General features: G+C 38.9%; 19 protein-coding genes. 4 read left to right on the top strand and 15 right to left on the bottom strand.

The genetic code is table 11. The features are described 5' to 3' along the window. Window positions 1-75: 75 nt before the first annotated feature. Window positions 76-333, top strand: a complete 258-nt coding sequence (locus tag BN3004_RS01825; RefSeq protein ID WP_058259573.1) for an AbrB/MazE/SpoVT family DNA-binding domain-containing protein — start codon at window positions 76-78, stop codon at window positions 331-333. A gap of 28 nt (window positions 334-361) precedes the next feature. Here the strand turns inward: BN3004_RS01825 and BN3004_RS01830 are convergent, their stop codons facing one another. The 7 genes from BN3004_RS01830 to BN3004_RS01860 all read right to left on the bottom strand — a co-directional run bounded on the left by BN3004_RS01830 (window position 362) and on the right by BN3004_RS01860 (window position 5,751). Beyond that, window positions 362-793, bottom strand: coding sequence for a hypothetical protein (locus tag BN3004_RS01830; RefSeq protein WP_058259574.1), 432 nt, complete (start codon window positions 791-793; stop codon window positions 362-364). A 30-nt stretch (window positions 794-823) separates the two neighbouring features. After that, complete coding sequence (locus BN3004_RS01835; protein WP_148344893.1) at window positions 824-1,006, bottom strand: hypothetical protein; 183 nt, start codon at window positions 1,004-1,006, stop codon at window positions 824-826. A 128-nt stretch (window positions 1,007-1,134) separates the two neighbouring features. After that, a complete protein-coding gene (locus BN3004_RS01840) occupies window positions 1,135-2,079 on the bottom strand; it encodes a hypothetical protein (protein ID WP_058259576.1) in 945 nt (314 codons plus the stop codon). 12 nt (window positions 2,080-2,091) lie between these two features. Further along, window positions 2,092-3,528 carry an MBOAT family O-acyltransferase gene (locus tag BN3004_RS01845; RefSeq protein ID WP_058259577.1) on the bottom strand — a complete coding sequence of 479 codons (1,437 nt, stop codon included), beginning with the start codon at window positions 3,526-3,528 and terminating at the stop codon, window positions 2,092-2,094. 64 nt (window positions 3,529-3,592) lie between these two features. Then, entirely contained in the window at window positions 3,593-4,285 is a 693-nt protein-coding gene (locus tag BN3004_RS01850; protein ID WP_058259578.1) for a Crp/Fnr family transcriptional regulator, read from the bottom strand. Between the two features lies 1 nt (window position 4,286). Continuing rightward, window positions 4,287-4,571 (bottom strand): cupin domain-containing protein, encoded by a 285-nt coding sequence (locus BN3004_RS01855; protein WP_058259579.1) that lies wholly within the window; start codon window positions 4,569-4,571, stop codon window positions 4,287-4,289. 1 nt (window position 4,572) lies between these two features. Continuing rightward, window positions 4,573-5,751, bottom strand: coding sequence for a glucose-6-phosphate isomerase (locus BN3004_RS01860; protein ID WP_058259580.1), 1,179 nt, complete (start codon window positions 5,749-5,751; stop codon window positions 4,573-4,575). A gap of 101 nt (window positions 5,752-5,852) precedes the next feature. On the opposite strand from BN3004_RS01860, the gene BN3004_RS08315 reads away from it, so the two are divergent. Both BN3004_RS08315 and tpx read left to right on the top strand, forming a co-directional pair. After that, window positions 5,853-6,023, top strand: a complete 171-nt coding sequence (locus BN3004_RS08315; RefSeq protein WP_196792456.1) for a hypothetical protein — start codon at window positions 5,853-5,855, stop codon at window positions 6,021-6,023. A gap of 54 nt (window positions 6,024-6,077) precedes the next feature. After that, on the top strand, window positions 6,078-6,590 hold the full coding sequence (tpx, locus tag BN3004_RS01865; RefSeq protein ID WP_058259581.1) for a thiol peroxidase: 513 nt from the start codon (window positions 6,078-6,080) through the stop codon (window positions 6,588-6,590). A gap of 266 nt (window positions 6,591-6,856) precedes the next feature. On the opposite strand, the gene BN3004_RS01870 is transcribed toward tpx, so the two are convergent. Continuing rightward, window positions 6,857-7,714: a DegV family protein gene (locus tag BN3004_RS01870; RefSeq protein WP_058259582.1), complete on the bottom strand. Its 858-nt coding sequence runs from the start codon at window positions 7,712-7,714 to the stop codon at window positions 6,857-6,859. Window positions 7,715-7,750: 36 nt separating this feature from the next. Then, entirely contained in the window at window positions 7,751-9,130 is a 1,380-nt protein-coding gene (gene pdxR, locus BN3004_RS01875) for a MocR-like pyridoxine biosynthesis transcription factor PdxR (RefSeq protein ID WP_058259583.1), read from the bottom strand. Between the two features lie 95 nt (window positions 9,131-9,225). On the opposite strand from pdxR, the gene pdxS reads away from it, so the two are divergent. After that, the gene (gene pdxS / locus BN3004_RS01880) at window positions 9,226-10,083 is read left to right on the top strand and encodes a pyridoxal 5'-phosphate synthase lyase subunit PdxS (protein ID WP_058259584.1); all 858 of its coding nucleotides are present in this window, start codon (window positions 9,226-9,228) and stop codon (window positions 10,081-10,083) included. Window positions 10,084-10,238: 155 nt separating this feature from the next. Here the strand turns inward: pdxS and BN3004_RS01885 are convergent, their stop codons facing one another. The 6 genes from BN3004_RS01885 to BN3004_RS01910 form a co-directional block, all read right to left on the bottom strand. Continuing rightward, a complete protein-coding gene (locus BN3004_RS01885) occupies window positions 10,239-11,012 on the bottom strand; it encodes a protein NO VEIN domain-containing protein (RefSeq protein ID WP_058259585.1) in 774 nt (257 codons plus the stop codon). Then, a complete protein-coding gene (locus BN3004_RS01890) occupies window positions 10,967-12,133 on the bottom strand; it encodes a DNA adenine methylase (RefSeq protein ID WP_058259586.1) in 1,167 nt (388 codons plus the stop codon). The genes BN3004_RS01885 and BN3004_RS01890 overlap by 46 nt, the downstream gene beginning before the upstream one ends. A gap of 239 nt (window positions 12,134-12,372) precedes the next feature. Beyond that, complete coding sequence (gene rlmH, locus BN3004_RS01895) at window positions 12,373-12,855, bottom strand: 23S rRNA (pseudouridine(1915)-N(3))-methyltransferase RlmH (RefSeq protein ID WP_058259587.1); 483 nt, start codon at window positions 12,853-12,855, stop codon at window positions 12,373-12,375. Then, window positions 12,856-13,650 carry an MBL fold metallo-hydrolase gene (locus BN3004_RS01900; RefSeq protein WP_058259588.1) on the bottom strand — a complete coding sequence of 265 codons (795 nt, stop codon included), beginning with the start codon at window positions 13,648-13,650 and terminating at the stop codon, window positions 12,856-12,858. Window positions 13,651-13,663: 13 nt separating this feature from the next. Further along, complete coding sequence (locus BN3004_RS01905; protein ID WP_058259589.1) at window positions 13,664-14,488, bottom strand: two-component system regulatory protein YycI; 825 nt, start codon at window positions 14,486-14,488, stop codon at window positions 13,664-13,666. Continuing rightward, the gene (locus tag BN3004_RS01910; protein ID WP_058259590.1) at window positions 14,469-15,845 is read right to left on the bottom strand and encodes a hypothetical protein; all 1,377 of its coding nucleotides are present in this window, start codon (window positions 15,843-15,845) and stop codon (window positions 14,469-14,471) included. Before BN3004_RS01910 ends, BN3004_RS01905 begins: the two co-directional genes overlap by 20 nt. Between the last annotated feature and the right edge of the window lies 1 nt (window position 15,846).

Genomic DNA, 15,846 nt, shown 5'->3' on the forward strand with positions numbered 1-15,846 from the left:
ATGTATTGACATAAGTTTTAGAAAAAGTTATAATATAATCAGAAAGTAAGAAATTCCAACTAAGGAGGTAAGGCTATGTTAGTTGAGTTAAAAGCTAAGTCACAAGTGACTATACCTAAGGAAATAGTGAGCTTGATGAATTTAAGTCAAGGAGATAAGTTTGAAATTATCGAGGAAAATGGCAGGATAGTTTTGATCCCACTTGAAGTCTACCCAAAGAACGTGATAGATGAGCTTAAGGCCTCAGTTGAAGAGATAAAGGCAAGCATAGATAGTGGAGAAAGACCTGTCTTTGACTCGATAGATGCCTTGTTTGAAGAACTTGATAAGTAATAAGATTTAAAAATGCTAGACGTCGTGTCTAGCATTTTTTTAATTCATCAAGCTCCTTATCAAGCTTTATTATTAAATTTTCTATGCTTGTTCTAAAGCTCTTTAATTCATCTAGCTTTTCCTTAATCTCTCCAGCCACTCTTATGTCCGTGAAAATGTTATCAAAGTATATATCCATGACATTATCACTCATAGTGTCGCTAATCTCTTTTGGAAGCTTCATACCAATGTCGTCAAGTTCTTCGTTAAGACATTTTAAGTAGATGCTCGCCTCTTTTATGCTAAGATTTGCCTCTTGTATATGTTTTCTCTTAATCACGCTGAAAAAAGCGCCACCGCCAAGCATATCCCAAACACTCATGCTCGATGCATCTTTAAGCGACTTAAGAGCTTCATCAAGTCTTAGTAAAACTTCGACCGCTGCAGCCTTTGCCTCTTTTATTTCTTTTTCCTTGTCCATGGTTTTCACCTCTATATATATTTACCCAAATTATTTCTTCTCTTTAAATAAAGATACGCTGTTGATAATAATCGATCCAGCTGAGCAAACGAAAAGGCCATTTATCAATGTTGGGGCTGTGTCTTCAAGTGCAGCGAAGTCCTTGATAAAGAATAGATTAAGCTCCTCTTTAAGAGCCACCCACAAAGTAAGTATAGTTAGAGCCATACTCATAAACCTAAAATATTTTGCCTCTTTCCCTTTAAATGCGAAAACCAAATTTAATATGGCAAATATTACTGCCAAAATACCAAATGCGAACCACATATCTAATCCCTCTTTTCTTATCTTAAATCAAAATTTTATTTATTTAGTACATCCTTTATAAAGTAACTAGTAAACTTCTTAGCTCCTTCACTATTAAGATGTGACGCGTCATAATAATCATCAAAGCCTAGCTCCTCATCCATAGCCTTAGTAAAGTCGATAAAATCCGCGCCTATACTATTCAAATATTCTTCAAGTGCTGCGATGTTCTCATCGTAGACGTCCTTTGTGTAAACCGGTGTCTTTATAAAATGCACCTCAACGCCATTGTTCTTAGCAAGATCATTTATCCTCTTTATTGCGGCGTACTTTTTCTCTCTAAAGTCCTTATCGCGTGCGTTTACGATATTATCAAGGTTTTCCTTGCTTAGCTCGGCACTTTTTACAAATTCTTTGCTCTGACGCTCGAGCTTCACAAAACCATTCAAATCGTCGTGGTATTCCTTCCACTTGGCCTCGTAATCCTTCTCCTCAAGCGCTCTCCATCTTGTGTGGTACTTGATTAGCGGCATCACATTCTCCGCCCATTCCTCAGGAGGAAGGCTGTCCTTAATCATCATCGCCTTATTTATACCCATGGGGAAGTAGTCGGTGTAGGTGTGGACGCTGCCGTCGTCGATCTCATTCATCGCCAAGGCGTCGAGCACATCAACGTAGATGGCCTTTGGCTTTGACCTCTTAATCGCTTCTTTGATGTAGTAGTAAGTTGCCTCAAGTGGCTGCTTTTGGCTCGCTAAGATATACGAAGTAACCCCAGCATCCGCCAAATCCTCTGTATCGAAGGAGCAATACGCGTGCGACGTGCCAAAGAAGATGACGTCGTAAGGCTTATCCTCGTTGAAGTAGCCAGCAATCTTGTTAATCATGTCCCAAGGCTTCACGTCAGATTTTCTAATGAAGATGATATTTAATTTTGCAAGCGCAAGGCTCAGTATAATGACAAAGCCCGCGATTTTTAAAATTCTCTTAATGTATTTCATCTCTCTCACCCTTTAGAATTGGAAGTAAATGAACTGCGCTTCGCTGTAGCCCGGTCCGTAAATCCCAAAAATCAATGTCGCTATCAATAAAAATATATATATTGGCCATCTTATAACTAGGCTTCGTCTCTCGATATTGTCCGCAAGTTTCACATTATTGTAAATTAATATATCGATTACCACGAGTATGGCAATCGCAATGAGTAAAATGACTGTATCTTCGTAAGGAAAAGCGATGGACGCATCCATCGTTCCCGCCTGTCTCTTAAGTATGCCAAGTAAATAGGCTTTTGCTGCGCCAATATTTTTGCTTCTAAAGATGACAAAACTCAAAACTGCAACGACAAAAGTTATAAGACGGCGAATATTTTTATAAATAAAATTATCTCTGATACCCTTTGTGATGCCTTTAAAACTATCTTCCAAGATGTTGAAAACGCCATGAATAAGGCCCCATAGAACGAAGGTGTAGTTCGCTCCATGCCATAGGCCGCTCACCAAAAAGACGATTAAAACGTTTAAGTGCTTTCTAAAAGCGCCCTTCCTGTTTCCGCCCAAAGGGATGTAAAGGTAGTCCTTAAACCAGGTAGATAGCGAGATGTGCCAGCGTCTCCAAAATTCTGTAATTGACGCCGATAGGTATGGCGCTTTAAAATTGTCCATAAGATCATAGCCCAAGACCTTTGCCGAGCCCTTTGCAATTATTGAATATGAATAAAAATCGCAATAGATTTGCACGACGAATAATAAGGCCCCGTAGCATAAAAAGACGTATGAGTAGCCTTGGTAGCTGTCAAAGACTTGGTTTACGAAGATCGCTGCCCTATCTGCAATGACTAGCTTTAGGAAAAAGCCCCAAAGTATGTAAAGAAGCCCTTTCGATAGGTTTTCGTAACGTCTGTGGCCTAGTGTATCTATTTGCGTAAGAAGGTTTTTTGACCTCTCTATAGGTCCAGCGACTAATTGTGGGAAGAACGAGACGAAGAGAGCGTAATTAATAAAGTTCCTCTCAGCCTTGATCTCGCCTCTGTAAACATCTACGATGTAGCCAAGCGCTTGAAATGTGTAAAATGAAATGCCGACTGGAAGCAAAACGTCTATGACAGGCATGTCAATACTTAAAGCCGCTATGCCGAGTATTTTATTTATAAAATTAACTGTAAAACTGTAGTACTTAAAAACGAAGAGTATCGCCAAATTGACAAAGAAGCAAAGTCCGAGATAGAGCTTTTTCTTTTTTTTCGCTTCCACCATATCCATGGCGATGGCCGTGCCATAAGTCGCTACTGTGCTAAAGAGCATCAAAAGAGAGTACTTAAGGTTCCAGCACGAGTAAAAGAAATAGCTTGCCATGAGCAAAAAGACTCTCTTAAGCTTCTTTGGTAGTATGAAATAAACTAGGCAAACGATTGTGAAGAACACAATGTAGCCAGCTGAGTTAAATAGCATATAAAATCTCCTATGTATCTAAAATGGACAAAGAGCTGATTTTGCGCGCCTTTGTCCAAGTTCATCATATAGTTTTGTCTGAAAGTTTTTTAATATCGTTAATAATAATCTTGCTGCGTTCGAGCGTGATGATGCCCTCGTCTTGGAATTGGCTAAGCTTTCTCGATATAGTCTCGCGCGTAAGTCCCGTGAAAGATCCCATCTCCTCGCGATTGATCTTTAGGTCGACCGTGATGACGCCGTCATTGATCGAGCCCGATATTTTTATAAGGTTAATAAGGGCCTTGGCGACCTTCATGTCCGCGTTTATGACTGAAAGCCTGTCGATAAGCTCTTCTGACTTTCTGATTCTGTAGTAAGCTTCTTCCAGAACCTTCAAAACGAAGTCGCGGTTCTTAAGCATGATGTTTTCAAAATCGTATTTATTTATGACTATGATCTTTGCATTCGTTGTGGCAGCTGCATTGTAGACGTACTTGTCTTGATAAAGTATGTTGAAGCCGCCAACGAAGTCGTCCTTTTTGTAGATGTAGAGGATTTGTTCCCTGCCATCCGAAAGGTACATCGATATCTTCATAAAGCCTTCGTAGACGATAAACATCCTGTCCGCGCTGTCCCCTGATGAGAATATGGCGTCGCCACGCTTAAAAGTCTCGAGCTTAAGACCTTTTTTGATCTCCATCAGCTCATCATCGGAAAAGTATGAAAAAAGTGGTATCTTCTTTAAATCAATATTATCTGGGAATTTATTATTCATCTTATTCTTTATTTACTAAGACTACAAGGCTTTCACTGTCATCCATCGCCACCGCGCTTATGGTATTAGTGCCATCAAAGTTAAGCGCTTCGCCCGCCTTAACGACATGCTTTTCCACTTCGCCAATGGTGATTTCGAAAGAACCCTTCATTACAGCGAAAACTATCTCCTTATCAGGATGATTGTGTTTTTCAATAGTCTCGCCTTTTTTCAAAATTTTGTGAACGAAATTTACTCCGTTTATGCTTTTTAGTAAACCTTCTTCTTTTAAAACTTTTGCTAACATCTTATCCCTCCTCTAATATATTTCTAATTTTTTCCTTGTAAACTTCAACGCCCGGCTGGCCATAAGGCTCAACCATGTCCATAGCTGCGTTGTATACGCAGGCTGCCATGTAGAAGATGGCAAGCTTTGCAAGGCTCTCCTCATTTATCTCATTTAATTTAATTACGCAAGTCGGCACGCCGCCCATGTGATGCGCCTTAACAGTCGCTTTGAAGGCAATTTCATTTATCTTATTTAAATTGTTTATAGCTTTGTCACTAGATTTTTTCGCCTCTGCAAATATATGGGTCTCGGTTATATTGCGCCTGCCCTCTTGCAAGAGCTGACCCATAGAGTGAAGGTCCTGAGTGTATTTAAGATTCGAAACAATCAGTCCCTTGCCGTCCTTGGCAAGCGATTCGCAAAGAAGCTGCTTGATCCACTCAGTAAATGACGCGAGCCTTTCCTCGTAAACGCTGATAAACTCAAGCGCATAAGACTCTCCAGCAAGGTGTCTGTAGTAAGCGTAATCAAGTGCTGTGTTATTTTCACTGCCATTATCAAAATACTCTTCCTTAGCATTTTTTATACCCAAAACGAGTCTATCTATATCAAACCCACTGGCAGCCATTGGCAAAATGCCAACTGCAGTAAAAACGCTGTAGCGACCGCCGATGTCCTCAGGTATTGTAAGTGTCTTTATATTATGTACCCTAGCGAACTTTGCTAATTCACTTGCTTCTGAGCTCGTCACTATAACACCATTTGCAAGGTCAACGCCCTTCTTCTTCATATCCTCAAGGAAGATTTCGAAGACAAGTTTCGTCTCCATCGTAGTTCCTGACTTACTTATCACGTTTATGGCGTAGCGCTTGTCACGTAATTCGTGAAGAAGCTTAGTAATGCAGCCGCTGTCAAGCATATTGCCCGTAAAATATATAGGAAAATCACTTCCTAAAGCGTCGATGAAAGCCTTGGCACCGATAAATGATCCGCCGATCCCGATAACGACAAGAGCGTCAAAGTCCTTGCGAATGCGCTCAGCAGTGTTTTTGACGTCACTAATAAAGGCCTCGCTTAAGTAGTCAAGCCTAATCCAGTCCGACGCATATTTCGTATGAAATTGTTTAAACGCATCAAGCTTTTTCTCTGAAGCGTTCGCCTCGTATTGAAGCGGCTCCTTGAATATATCAAGCTGCATTTGATTCACCTCGCTTATAAGTATCTATATTATAACACGAAAGAGCATAAATTTCCAGATATTAATGTGGTCTTTGTGATATAATGTCTTTGGTGATGAAAATGATTTTAGATGAATTTTTAGAAGAGCTTGAAGACATGGCTCTAGCTGAGAAAAGACTCGCTTCTATAAAAAAGAATAAAGAAAAACATATAAGCATGGAAGAATTTGAAAAAGAATTCAATATAGACTTTGACAAGATTGAGCCAATAGATGATGAAGAAATTAAATAAAGCGTTTAAAAATTTTCATTTAGGGTAAATAAATTACACTAGGGGGTAATAAATATGAACGAAAGAAAAGGTATAATTACATTTGGCGGAGATCCAGTTACATTAATTGGCGAAGAAACAAAAGTAGGCAGCAAGGCGCCTGAATTTAAGGCACTTAAGAATGACTTATCAGAGTTTTCTCTTGACGAAGTGAAAGGCAAAGTTGTTATCATCAGCTCAGTTCCTTCCATCGACACACCTGTTTGTGAAATGCAAACAAAGAGATTCAACGAAGAAGCTGCTAAGCTAGGCGATGCAGTTGTTTTGACACTTAGCTGCGACCTACCATTTGCCCAATCAAGATTTTGCGCTGCAGACGGCATAGACAAGGTTATAGTTTTGTCAGACCACAGAGACCTTGATTTTGGTACAAAATACGGTCTTGTGATCAAAGAGCTTCGTCTACTTGCAAGAACCATCACTATCATTGACAAGGACGGCACTATCAAGTACCAAGAAATTGTTAGCGAAGTAACTAATCATCCTGATTACGACAAAGCTTTAGAAGAAGCAAAGAAACTTATTTAAGTAAATATCTTTTTATATGACAATAGCTGGGCCACGAGGTCCAGCTATTATTTTTGAAAATAGTTTTTGCAAACAAAAAAAACGCTCGGCCAATGAACGTTTTTTTAGGTGGTGTAAATTATGTGTCTAAGATTATTCTTACAATTTAATTATACTATAGTCCATAATCTTAAATATGTCAATGGATTTCGCATAAATCGCCACTTGTATAATAAATTACAATATATGGCCCTCTTAGTATAGATAAAATTTATAAATACACCTAGCTAATTAAATTTTTTCACTGCGCATAAATGAACTGTACCCGGACCTGTGTGAGCGCCTATGCTCACGGCGAATGGATTTAGTTCTATCGTTTTATCAGGATACTTTTCTACAAGTGCGTCCCTAGCCTTAGTCGCAAGCTCAATGCAATCTGCGTGGCAAACCATGATCCTGTCATCATAAAGCTCGTGTCCGACCTCTTCCTCAAATATGTCTACGGTCTTAGCTATGGCTCTGTTAGTGCCTCTAACCTTGTCCCTTGTGTAAATTACTCCATCTGCATGAAGGTGAAGAATGACCTTCATATTGATTAAATTGCCGATAGTTGCCTTAAGCTTCGAGACTCTGCCGCCTCTTTGCAAGTACTCAAGCGAATCGACGAAGAAAACATATCTCGTGTTCTTCACAAAATTATCCGCATACACCTTTAGCTCCTCAAAGCTCTTTCCTTCGCTCGCAAGCTTTGCAAGATTTATAGCCATCATACCTTGGCCCATGGATGCGCCGCGCGAGTCAACTAGTAAAAGCCTGTCATCACCTATACCTAAGGAGTTCTTCGCAAGAACTGCGTTGTTAAAAGTTGACGACATGCCAGTAGAAAGCGATACGTATATCGCCTTATCATATTTATTTAAAACTTCCTCAAATTTCACTTCGTATTCGTGTGGAGTGATCGCTCCAGTCTTGTAAACAGCGCCATTTCTCATGTCATCGTAGATCTCTTTGCCGCTGATGTCGACGCCATCTAAGTAAGTTTTGTCATCCTTCATTATGGCGATTGGCATAATGTCTATAGAAAAGTCCTTAGCTAAGTCTTTGCCTATATCTGAAGCCGAATCTGTTATAATCTTAATACTCATAATTTCCTCCTCATATATACTTATTATATGATAAATTTACTCTTTTTTCAAGTCCAGAATTATTTTTTTCACTATGCTCATGGCACAGCGGATCTCGTCCTCATCCATAGCCCCGTAACCAAGTAGTAGCGCGTCCTTCGCCATAGCCTCCTCTTTTAGATAATAGTCTTTGAGTCTTGAGGCTTTTATGCCACTCATTTGAAGCGCCTTGACAATGTCTTCATAATCATCTACGCCACTCACATAAACTTTAAGATGCATACCGGCCATGGAGTCGATGGCGTGAACACCCGGGATGTCCTCGAGCTCATCAAGTAGCACGAGCCGCTTCTTATTGTAAATGCCTTTCATTCTGTTGAGCTGCCTTTCGAAGTGGCCGCCCTTCATAAAGTCCTTGACAAGTATCTGAACTATGTTTGACACGGTCGAGTTGATCTGCGGCTTGACCTCGTAGTACCTTTTGAGTAGCTCGTTCGGCAAAACCATGTAGCTAAGTCTTAACAAGGGACTGATGGATTTTGAAAAATTCGCGATGTAGATGACCTTGTCCATCTCGTCGAGGCTCTTTAAGGGTGAGAGCGCCCTAGATGAGTACCTAAACTCGCTGTCGTAGTCGTCTTCAATGATGTAGCGGCCGCTTGCCCCATAAGCCCAGTTCAAAAACTCGAAACGCCTCTTAATCGGCATGACGGTCGCCGTCGGAAATTGATTTGACGGGGTAAGTAGCGCAGCCGTAAGGTTTGCACGCTTAAAGTGCTCGAAGTTCATCCCGCTATTATCCAAGCTGATGGGCTCGTAGTCAATATTATTGAGCTTCAAAAGCGTTTTGAGCTCCTTGTAGCCTGGGTTTTCGAGGCCAAGGCGAAGCTTTTTATCCAAAATAATGAAGACTATAGTCAAAAGCTGCTCAAGACCCGAACTGATGATGATGTTATCCTCGCTAGTCTTGATGCCGCGCGCCTTGAAGAGGTAATTCTTGATTTCGTGACGCAGGCCAAAAAGGCCTTGGTAGTCCCTCTCGTAAAATTCCTCGTCGTAAATGACTTCTTGTGTGAAAATCTTTTTAAATTTGTCTATTGGGTAGCTTTCTTTATCCCCTTCGGTTATGGCAAAGGAGTATTTGTAGCTCTCCTTCTCTGGTCTAGCCGCGTTTATGGACTCCGCCTTAAAATTATACAAAGAGCCGATTTCGCTAACGAAGTAGCCGCGCTTCTCGACGCTCTCTATGTAGCCTTCGCAGCTAAGAGCGTCGTATGCCGCTCTAACAGTATTCACAGCGACAGACATCTCTTTAGCTAGTGCCCTCTTAGATGGCAGCCTCTCGCCTTTCTTGAAGCGCCCCTCAAGTATTGCGTCCTTAAAATATTCATATATCTCTTCATAAATGGGCCTATCGCCTTTCAAATCTATTTGCATAGCTCCTCCTATCTGGTACCATCAAAATAATCATAATTGGTACTTTTAATTATACCATAATCAAAGTATAATAGCTATAAAAGAGGAGGAATATTATGAATAAAAAATTTTTAGACTTTACAAATACACTTAAGGGCGGCGTCATCATGGACGTTACTAATCCTGAGGAAGCGAAGATTGCTGAAAGTGCTGGCGCATGCGCTGTCATGGCGCTTGAGAGGGTACCTGCGGACATCAGACGCGAAGGCGGCGTTGCTAGGATGAGCGACCCAGAAATGATTCTTGAGATCAAAAACGCTGTCAAAATCCCTGTTATGGCGAAGTGTAGAATCGGTCACTTTGTTGAGGCAGGCGTTTTGGAAGCACTTGGCGTTGACTACGTCGATGAATCGGAAGTTTTGTCTAAGGCTGATAACGACAATCACATAGACAAATACAAGTTCGACGTGCCTTTCGTTTGCGGGGCGAGAGACCTTGGTGAAGCGCTTAGAAGGATTGAAGAAGGTGCATCGATGATTAGAAGCAAGGGCGAAGCAGGTACTGGCGACGTCGTACAAGCTGTGAGTCACTTAAGACAAATACTTGGCGGCATCTCGCTACTTGTGTCGAAGAGAGAGGACGAGCTTTATACTTTTGCTAAGGAATATAGAGTTAGCTATGATATAGTGAAATACGTTCATGACAATAAGAGACTACCTGTATTAAACTTCTCAGCTGGCGGTGTCGCAACACCTCAAGACGCAGCACTTATGAGAAGACTTGGTGCTGAAGGCGTCTTCGTTGGCAGCGGTATATTTAAGAGTGAAGATCCAGAGAGAAGAGCTAAGGCAATAGTTAAGGCAGTGGAAAATTATGAAGATAACAAGATTATAGCTGAGGTGGCGACTGGATTGGGTAAGGCTATGTTTGGGATTAACGAGGATGAGTTAGCCATTCACATGGCCGACAGATAAAATTTCACGCCAAAATTGTGTGATCAGATTTGCTGACATAATAATTGTATGAAATATAAATTTAGACATAAAAGAAGGACAGAGAAAAATAAATCTCTGTCCTTGTTTTTATTTGTGTGTAACAGTATTTGGCTATGATTTTTTATAATAATAAATCACTTTTCTTTTACAGCAAATGTTATTGGATCAAAATAATAATTATTTAATAAATCAGTGGCTGTTATAATTTTTATCAATCCTCTTCTTGTGCTCTTATCAAAATTGTATACCCTATATATAACTGCGCCATCATTCTCATATTCCTCAAAGAATTTTTTCTCATTTCTGCTCATGTAAAAAACACCATTAGCTGGTCCAGAACTTGTTTTTACTTCTATTCTTAATATATTTCCATTATTATCTATTGAACTAATGTCATATCCTAATCCATCACCTTGCAATTTACTTAAATGCTGCACCCTATCAACATCACTTGGACTAAATTCAGAAACCCTATCCCTTTCATATTGACAAACAAATTCTTCCCCCATATTTCCAATTTCTTTATTTTCTTCATATTTATTTGCCCAGTCAACATCTCTTCCAACAAATTTTTTAGATCTTCTTTTTCTGTTTTTTATTTCAGTTTTAGATATTGCAGATAAGTTTATGTTCGCAATGCCATCTACAGCTGTAAAAGTAGCCTCTGCACCGCTCTTGTCTAGTTCAAATCCCTCATCGTATATCTTTTTTGTCACTGTTTGATGTGAAACTATATTACCTATTCTTTGTATTATTTTAATTTCATTTCTCGAATCAGATGGTTCTTTGTCTTCATCATCAAAATTTAAAACTTCGTTTAATTTTTGCTTAACTTCAGAAGTAGTCAGTTGGCCATACTTATCTAATAAAGGCTTAATTGCTCTCCTAATTTCAGCTTCTGAGTGCATGATTTTTCCTCCTCTAATTTGTAATTTGTTATCATTAAATGCTCTGCTTTTTTGTCGTTTCTATTTTTAAAGCTAACAAGATATTTTTTATCAAAACTCTTTATGTTAAAATCTTTATATAGTTCATAAATAAAATCAGTATTTTTTATTACCAACATAAAGTTTGCTTGAATATTTTTGCAAAAATTCGATAATCTAATTTGATCTGAAGCATCAAATGAGTTGTTAGCATATGTTGAAAACGAGCTATCGTATGGCGGATCTAAAAATATAAAATCTCCTTTTGACGGCCCATAAACTTCCATAAAATTTTCAAAATCTAAAGAACTAATATTTGTTTTTCTTAATCTTGATATAATTTCTTTACTTTCAATATATTCTATTTTTTTTGTTAAGTATTTTCTATTATAACTTATGCCTCCATATGGAACATTAAAACAATTATTTTTATTATATCTAAACATAGACGAATAACAATACTCTCTTATAAAATAAAAAATAGCACTTTTGAAATTGCTGTCTATATTTTCCGAATGATTATATAAATATCTAAAATGTGTATAAAGACCACTTTTAAACCCTGTTTCTATATTTATTTTTACATCTTCAGTTGTTAAGTCGCCCATTCTTTGCTCTAAAACTCTCATTCTTTTTAATCTCTGAAAAACACCTTTATATAGTTCTTTTAAAACTCTTTTCCCGTCAAGTATAAACTGATCATTTAACATACCGTTAAAATCGTCCGAATTAGTTATAATAAAATCTTTTATATACAATGAAAGTTCCTTATCTGTAATCAGGTAATTTTTATATCTTTCATATAAATCCACAAACTCAACAACATGTTCTTCAGTTATATCTTCTAGAAGTTTCCAACATTTATCTATTTCTTTTATTGCGTAAAAAAAAGTCTCATCTTGTTCTTTTATCGCTTTGTACAATCCCATCAATTCGTTAGACTTATCATTAATATAATACCTGTTAAGATTATCCAAGCCTAAATACACTGCACCACCGCCAACAAAAGGTTCATAATAGTTATTTATTTCCAAGGGTAAATTATTAAGAATTATTTTTAACTCATCACTTTTTCCGCCAGGCCACTTTATAAAAGGTTTCATCTATATCCTCCCTAATGCTCACATCAAAATCTTAAAATTTTTTTAACATCTTAAATAGTAACTACAACCTATAATAACTACTTTATTAAAAAAATATTTACAAATAAATATGTCTAACTTTATTTTACTAGTATTTACTTAAATTATAACACATATATGGTCCAAAATCACTATAATACTTGTTAAATTTAATCAATTGTCTATTTTTAATAATTAGATTAGATTAAATTATATATTATCTACTTATGATATGCCTCTCCGTTAATAATTTTGAAGCAGCGGAATATTTGCTCCATCAACACCACTCTCATCAGTTTATGGTTCATGGTCATTCTACCGAAGCTTAGCTTTAAGTCTGCCTTATCTGAGACTTTCTTATTAAATCCATTGGACCCGCCTATAATCAAGGTGATCTTGGAGTAACCATTGACGCCTGCGTTTTTAATCGCGTCTGCGAATTCTTCACTCGTTAGAAGCTTTCCTCCTATTTCCAAAGTGATGACGAAGCTCTCTTCGTCAAGCTTCGTAAGTATTTCTTCTGACTCTTCATCTATAATCTTTTCAAGCTCGGCGTCTGAGAGCTTATCGGGCTTATCTCTATCTTTGAGTTCTATAATATTAAGTGAGGCGAAGCGCGAGATGCGTTTTTTGTACTCGTCTATGGCCTCGTTTAAGTACTTTTCCTTGATTTTACCAAGTACTATCAGATCTATCTTTAGCATCTAATCCACCTCGTATACAAGTGTTCTTTTTAGTCTGTGTGTGACTCTTAGCCTAAAGTCTTCGGCTCTTCGTCCGGACCCAATGAGTTCTTTATAAACTGTCATGTAAGCGAGTTTCTCTGTGTTGTTCTCGTGCGATAGATGGGCTAGAAAAACTAATTCGTTCTTGTCCTTGAGTGACTTTTTAATCAAGTCCGCGGCTTGAAGATTTGACAGATGTCCCTCCGATGAACGCACTCTTCTCTTTAGGTAGTAGCTATATGGGCCCTTCTCAAGCATCTCCTCGTCGTGATTGCTCTCGATATAGTAGATGTCGGACTCCTTAATCGCATCTGCTATATCACCATCAACAAGGCCTGTATCTGTCAAGATGCTGAGCTTTTTATTCCCCGCGTATATAGCAAGGCCAACCGGGTCGTAGGCATCGTGGTAAACCTTAAACGGCTTTATCACTAGATCCTTTAATTCAAAAGCGCCGTCAAAGATATGAACGTGACTCTCTTTAACTGAGCCGATGCGTGGCAGCGACGCAAGATAGGTCTTTTCATTGGCATATAGTTTTGCGCCGTACTTCCTTGAGAGTATTCCTGCGCCTTGAACGTGGTCTCTGTGCTCATGCGTTAAAATCACTGCGTCTAGGTCCTTTATGTCTGTACCTATCTCCTTGAGTGCATTTTCTGTTGTCACGCCATTGAGCCCAGCATCTATCAAGACTTTGGTGTCTTTGTACTCGATGTAGTTTGCGTTTCCGCAGCTACCAGAGCTCAATGAGCAAAATTTTAATATGTCTTTCATATATTTCCCTTCGTTATAATATCATCTTGTAACCGTCTGAGAAAGTGATTCTCCAGTGCGGTTTGGCTCTAAGCCTTGTAATCTTAAGTTCTTCTGCTTGGTCCATGGTCACTTGGTCGAGGTAGTAGCAAAGCTCGACTCTGTCTATGGTCTTGCCCTTTACTTCGGGCTTATCGATTATCGAAAGTATCTTGTCCTTCACATCATTCAAGGCAAAGACTTCGTCCTCCGTGTTGATGTATTCAAGGCACATTGCATCGACTCTCCTCACACCTCTTTTGTCAATGGTGAAGTTTATAAAGCTATTCTCCAGGTAGATGTCATCGTGCTTTACCGCGTAATGCACTTGGTAGCTCCCTTCGTCCATGTAGGCACCGTCAAAGACCATGCCTCTGATTAAAATTTCCTTCTCTTTCAAAAATTCGTTCGCTAGCTCTATCGCCTTGTCCATGTCGATATCTGGGTACTTAACTTCCTCACTTGCATCCACGTAGCTAAATAGCGTTCCTTGCGATAGTGATACGCTTTTATCGTCCTTAGTAAGTATCTTTAGATCGTATCTGTCATCGATTTCTCCTTCGCCATTAAAAAAGTTCTCGTTAATTTTCTCAAGATCAAAGTCGTAGTACTTTAGGATGTAGCCCTTGTACTCGCCACCTGTCTTGAGCTCTTTTTCGTCTATATCTATATCTTGCGCTTTAAGTATCTCAATCGCATCATTTTTGCTAATGGATAGACTGCCATCGTCCTTAGTTTTTTTCATATACATAGTTAATAGAACGACGTCTATAATCAAAAAGCATACTAGGAGTATGGATTTAGCTTTGTTCCAGTTCATAATCTCTCTCCTTTATCAGCTCAAATGTCTTCGCGTCGAAGATGAAGTAGCCCTTCTTCGTGTCAATACGTATCTTTGGCGCAACGGACTCCGCTTCGTCCTTCTTCACTAGATAGACGATACTAATCTTGTCAATGGACTTAAGCGGATTCTCCTCAGCCTTAGCCCTTAGTAAAACAGCGTTCTTCTCAATCAGTTCGAGTATGTTCTTCGTATAAAAAGCTTCTTGTGAGTCCTTATTGAAGCTGGCCTTATTAACTGAGGCAAAGCGCACTTCGTCCATGAAGACGTCGACGTATGCGTAGTAATCTGCGTCTTTCTCGTAGCTTAGTTTTATCCCGTCTAGGTAGTAGTCGAAGCTTATCCTATATCCCACGCTCTCTTCGCTTGTAATCTCTTCTATCTTGGAGACTTTTAGAGGCTTTTCTTCCTTGATGCCCTCTTGCAGAAAGCCTATAGCCGTCTCTATCGACTTAAGCAAATTTCTTTCCTTGTAATTTTTCTTCAGTGGGTCAAAGTACTCGATTGAGCCGTCGTACTTAAGCTTGATAACTTCTGAATCGTAGCTATATATCTTGGAGAAGTCTTTTTCCTCAAGCTCCTTTAAATACTTTAGCTCCTTATTGAAAAACCTTTGCGCAAAACTCCTCGCATTCTCCCTGTCAAGTATGTCGAAATCGTGTGCAACTGTGTATTTATCGAAGATGTAGCTCGCGTACTCGTCTTGATACGGTATGTATAGTGGGCTCTTCTCCCCAAGTATGCTCGATGCGTTATAGTAGTACGCTAAATTCGGCTTTAACTCAAGATTATTTACTATAGTGTTTGGTATTGAAAGAGATGTATTAAGCTCAGTAATCTTGTATATGGAAGCGTCCGTCTTAAACATCGCCTCTCCGCTATATAGAAGGATGGCAATCTCCTTAATATTTTTATCATCATCTATAAAATTATTTTTCTCCATAATATTAAAAGTTCTCGCGATTAATCTAAGAGGGAAATTATCGATGAAAGTGAAAACAACTGATCTAGAGCTCTCTATAGCCTTTTCGTACTCCTCTTCGCCAATAAGGCTCACTCTGTAATTATTTTTCGTAAAGACATCAGAAAAAAACCCTTTGAAACTTTGGAAGAGTCCTTGCTCCCCAGGGTTGTCTAAAACAGTGTGCTTGTCCTTTGAAAAGTTGACGATGGCAGTCTCGGCGCTAATGTAGTCCTTTAGCTCCACCTTCTCTTTCTCCTTTGCCTCGATACCGACTCTTCTCTCACTAGAAAAGTCCAGCCATAGCTTTGAACTTAAGAATATGGCAAAAATAATCAAGAAAAAAAGAAGGGCTGTCTTGATTCTTTCTCTCAAT

This window comes from Fenollaria timonensis (assembly GCF_001457835.1).
Lineage (GTDB): Bacteria > Bacillota > Clostridia > Tissierellales > Peptoniphilaceae > Fenollaria > Fenollaria timonensis.

Excerpts from the sequence above, each read along its gene's own strand:
- BN3004_RS01825 (WP_058259573.1), top strand. The coding sequence starts at position 76 with ATGTTAGTTGAGTTAAAAGCTAAGTCACAAGTGACTATACCTAAGGAA.
- BN3004_RS01830 (WP_058259574.1), bottom strand. The coding sequence starts at position 793 with ATGGACAAGGAAAAAGAAATAAAAGAGGCAAAGGCTGCAGCGGTCGAA.
- BN3004_RS01835 (WP_148344893.1), bottom strand. The coding sequence starts at position 1,006 with ATGAGTATGGCTCTAACTATACTTACTTTGTGGGTGGCTCTTAAAGAG.
- BN3004_RS01840 (WP_058259576.1), bottom strand. The coding sequence starts at position 2,079 with ATGAAATACATTAAGAGAATTTTAAAAATCGCGGGCTTTGTCATTATA.
- BN3004_RS01845 (WP_058259577.1), bottom strand. The coding sequence starts at position 3,528 with ATGCTATTTAACTCAGCTGGCTACATTGTGTTCTTCACAATCGTTTGC.
- BN3004_RS01850 (WP_058259578.1), bottom strand. The coding sequence starts at position 4,285 with ATGAATAATAAATTCCCAGATAATATTGATTTAAAGAAGATACCACTT.
- BN3004_RS01855 (WP_058259579.1), bottom strand. The coding sequence starts at position 4,571 with ATGTTAGCAAAAGTTTTAAAAGAAGAAGGTTTACTAAAAAGCATAAAC.
- BN3004_RS01860 (WP_058259580.1), bottom strand. The coding sequence starts at position 5,751 with ATGCAGCTTGATATATTCAAGGAGCCGCTTCAATACGAGGCGAACGCT.
- BN3004_RS08315 (WP_196792456.1), top strand. The coding sequence starts at position 5,853 with ATGATTTTAGATGAATTTTTAGAAGAGCTTGAAGACATGGCTCTAGCT.
- tpx (WP_058259581.1), top strand. The coding sequence starts at position 6,078 with ATGAACGAAAGAAAAGGTATAATTACATTTGGCGGAGATCCAGTTACA.
- BN3004_RS01870 (WP_058259582.1), bottom strand. The coding sequence starts at position 7,714 with ATGAGTATTAAGATTATAACAGATTCGGCTTCAGATATAGGCAAAGAC.
- pdxR (WP_058259583.1), bottom strand. The coding sequence starts at position 9,130 with ATGCAAATAGATTTGAAAGGCGATAGGCCCATTTATGAAGAGATATAT.
- pdxS (WP_058259584.1), top strand. The coding sequence starts at position 9,226 with ATGAATAAAAAATTTTTAGACTTTACAAATACACTTAAGGGCGGCGTC.
- BN3004_RS01885 (WP_058259585.1), bottom strand. The coding sequence starts at position 11,012 with ATGCACTCAGAAGCTGAAATTAGGAGAGCAATTAAGCCTTTATTAGAT.
- BN3004_RS01890 (WP_058259586.1), bottom strand. The coding sequence starts at position 12,133 with ATGAAACCTTTTATAAAGTGGCCTGGCGGAAAAAGTGATGAGTTAAAA.
- rlmH (WP_058259587.1), bottom strand. The coding sequence starts at position 12,855 with ATGCTAAAGATAGATCTGATAGTACTTGGTAAAATCAAGGAAAAGTAC.
- BN3004_RS01900 (WP_058259588.1), bottom strand. The coding sequence starts at position 13,650 with ATGAAAGACATATTAAAATTTTGCTCATTGAGCTCTGGTAGCTGCGGA.
- BN3004_RS01905 (WP_058259589.1), bottom strand. The coding sequence starts at position 14,488 with ATGAACTGGAACAAAGCTAAATCCATACTCCTAGTATGCTTTTTGATT.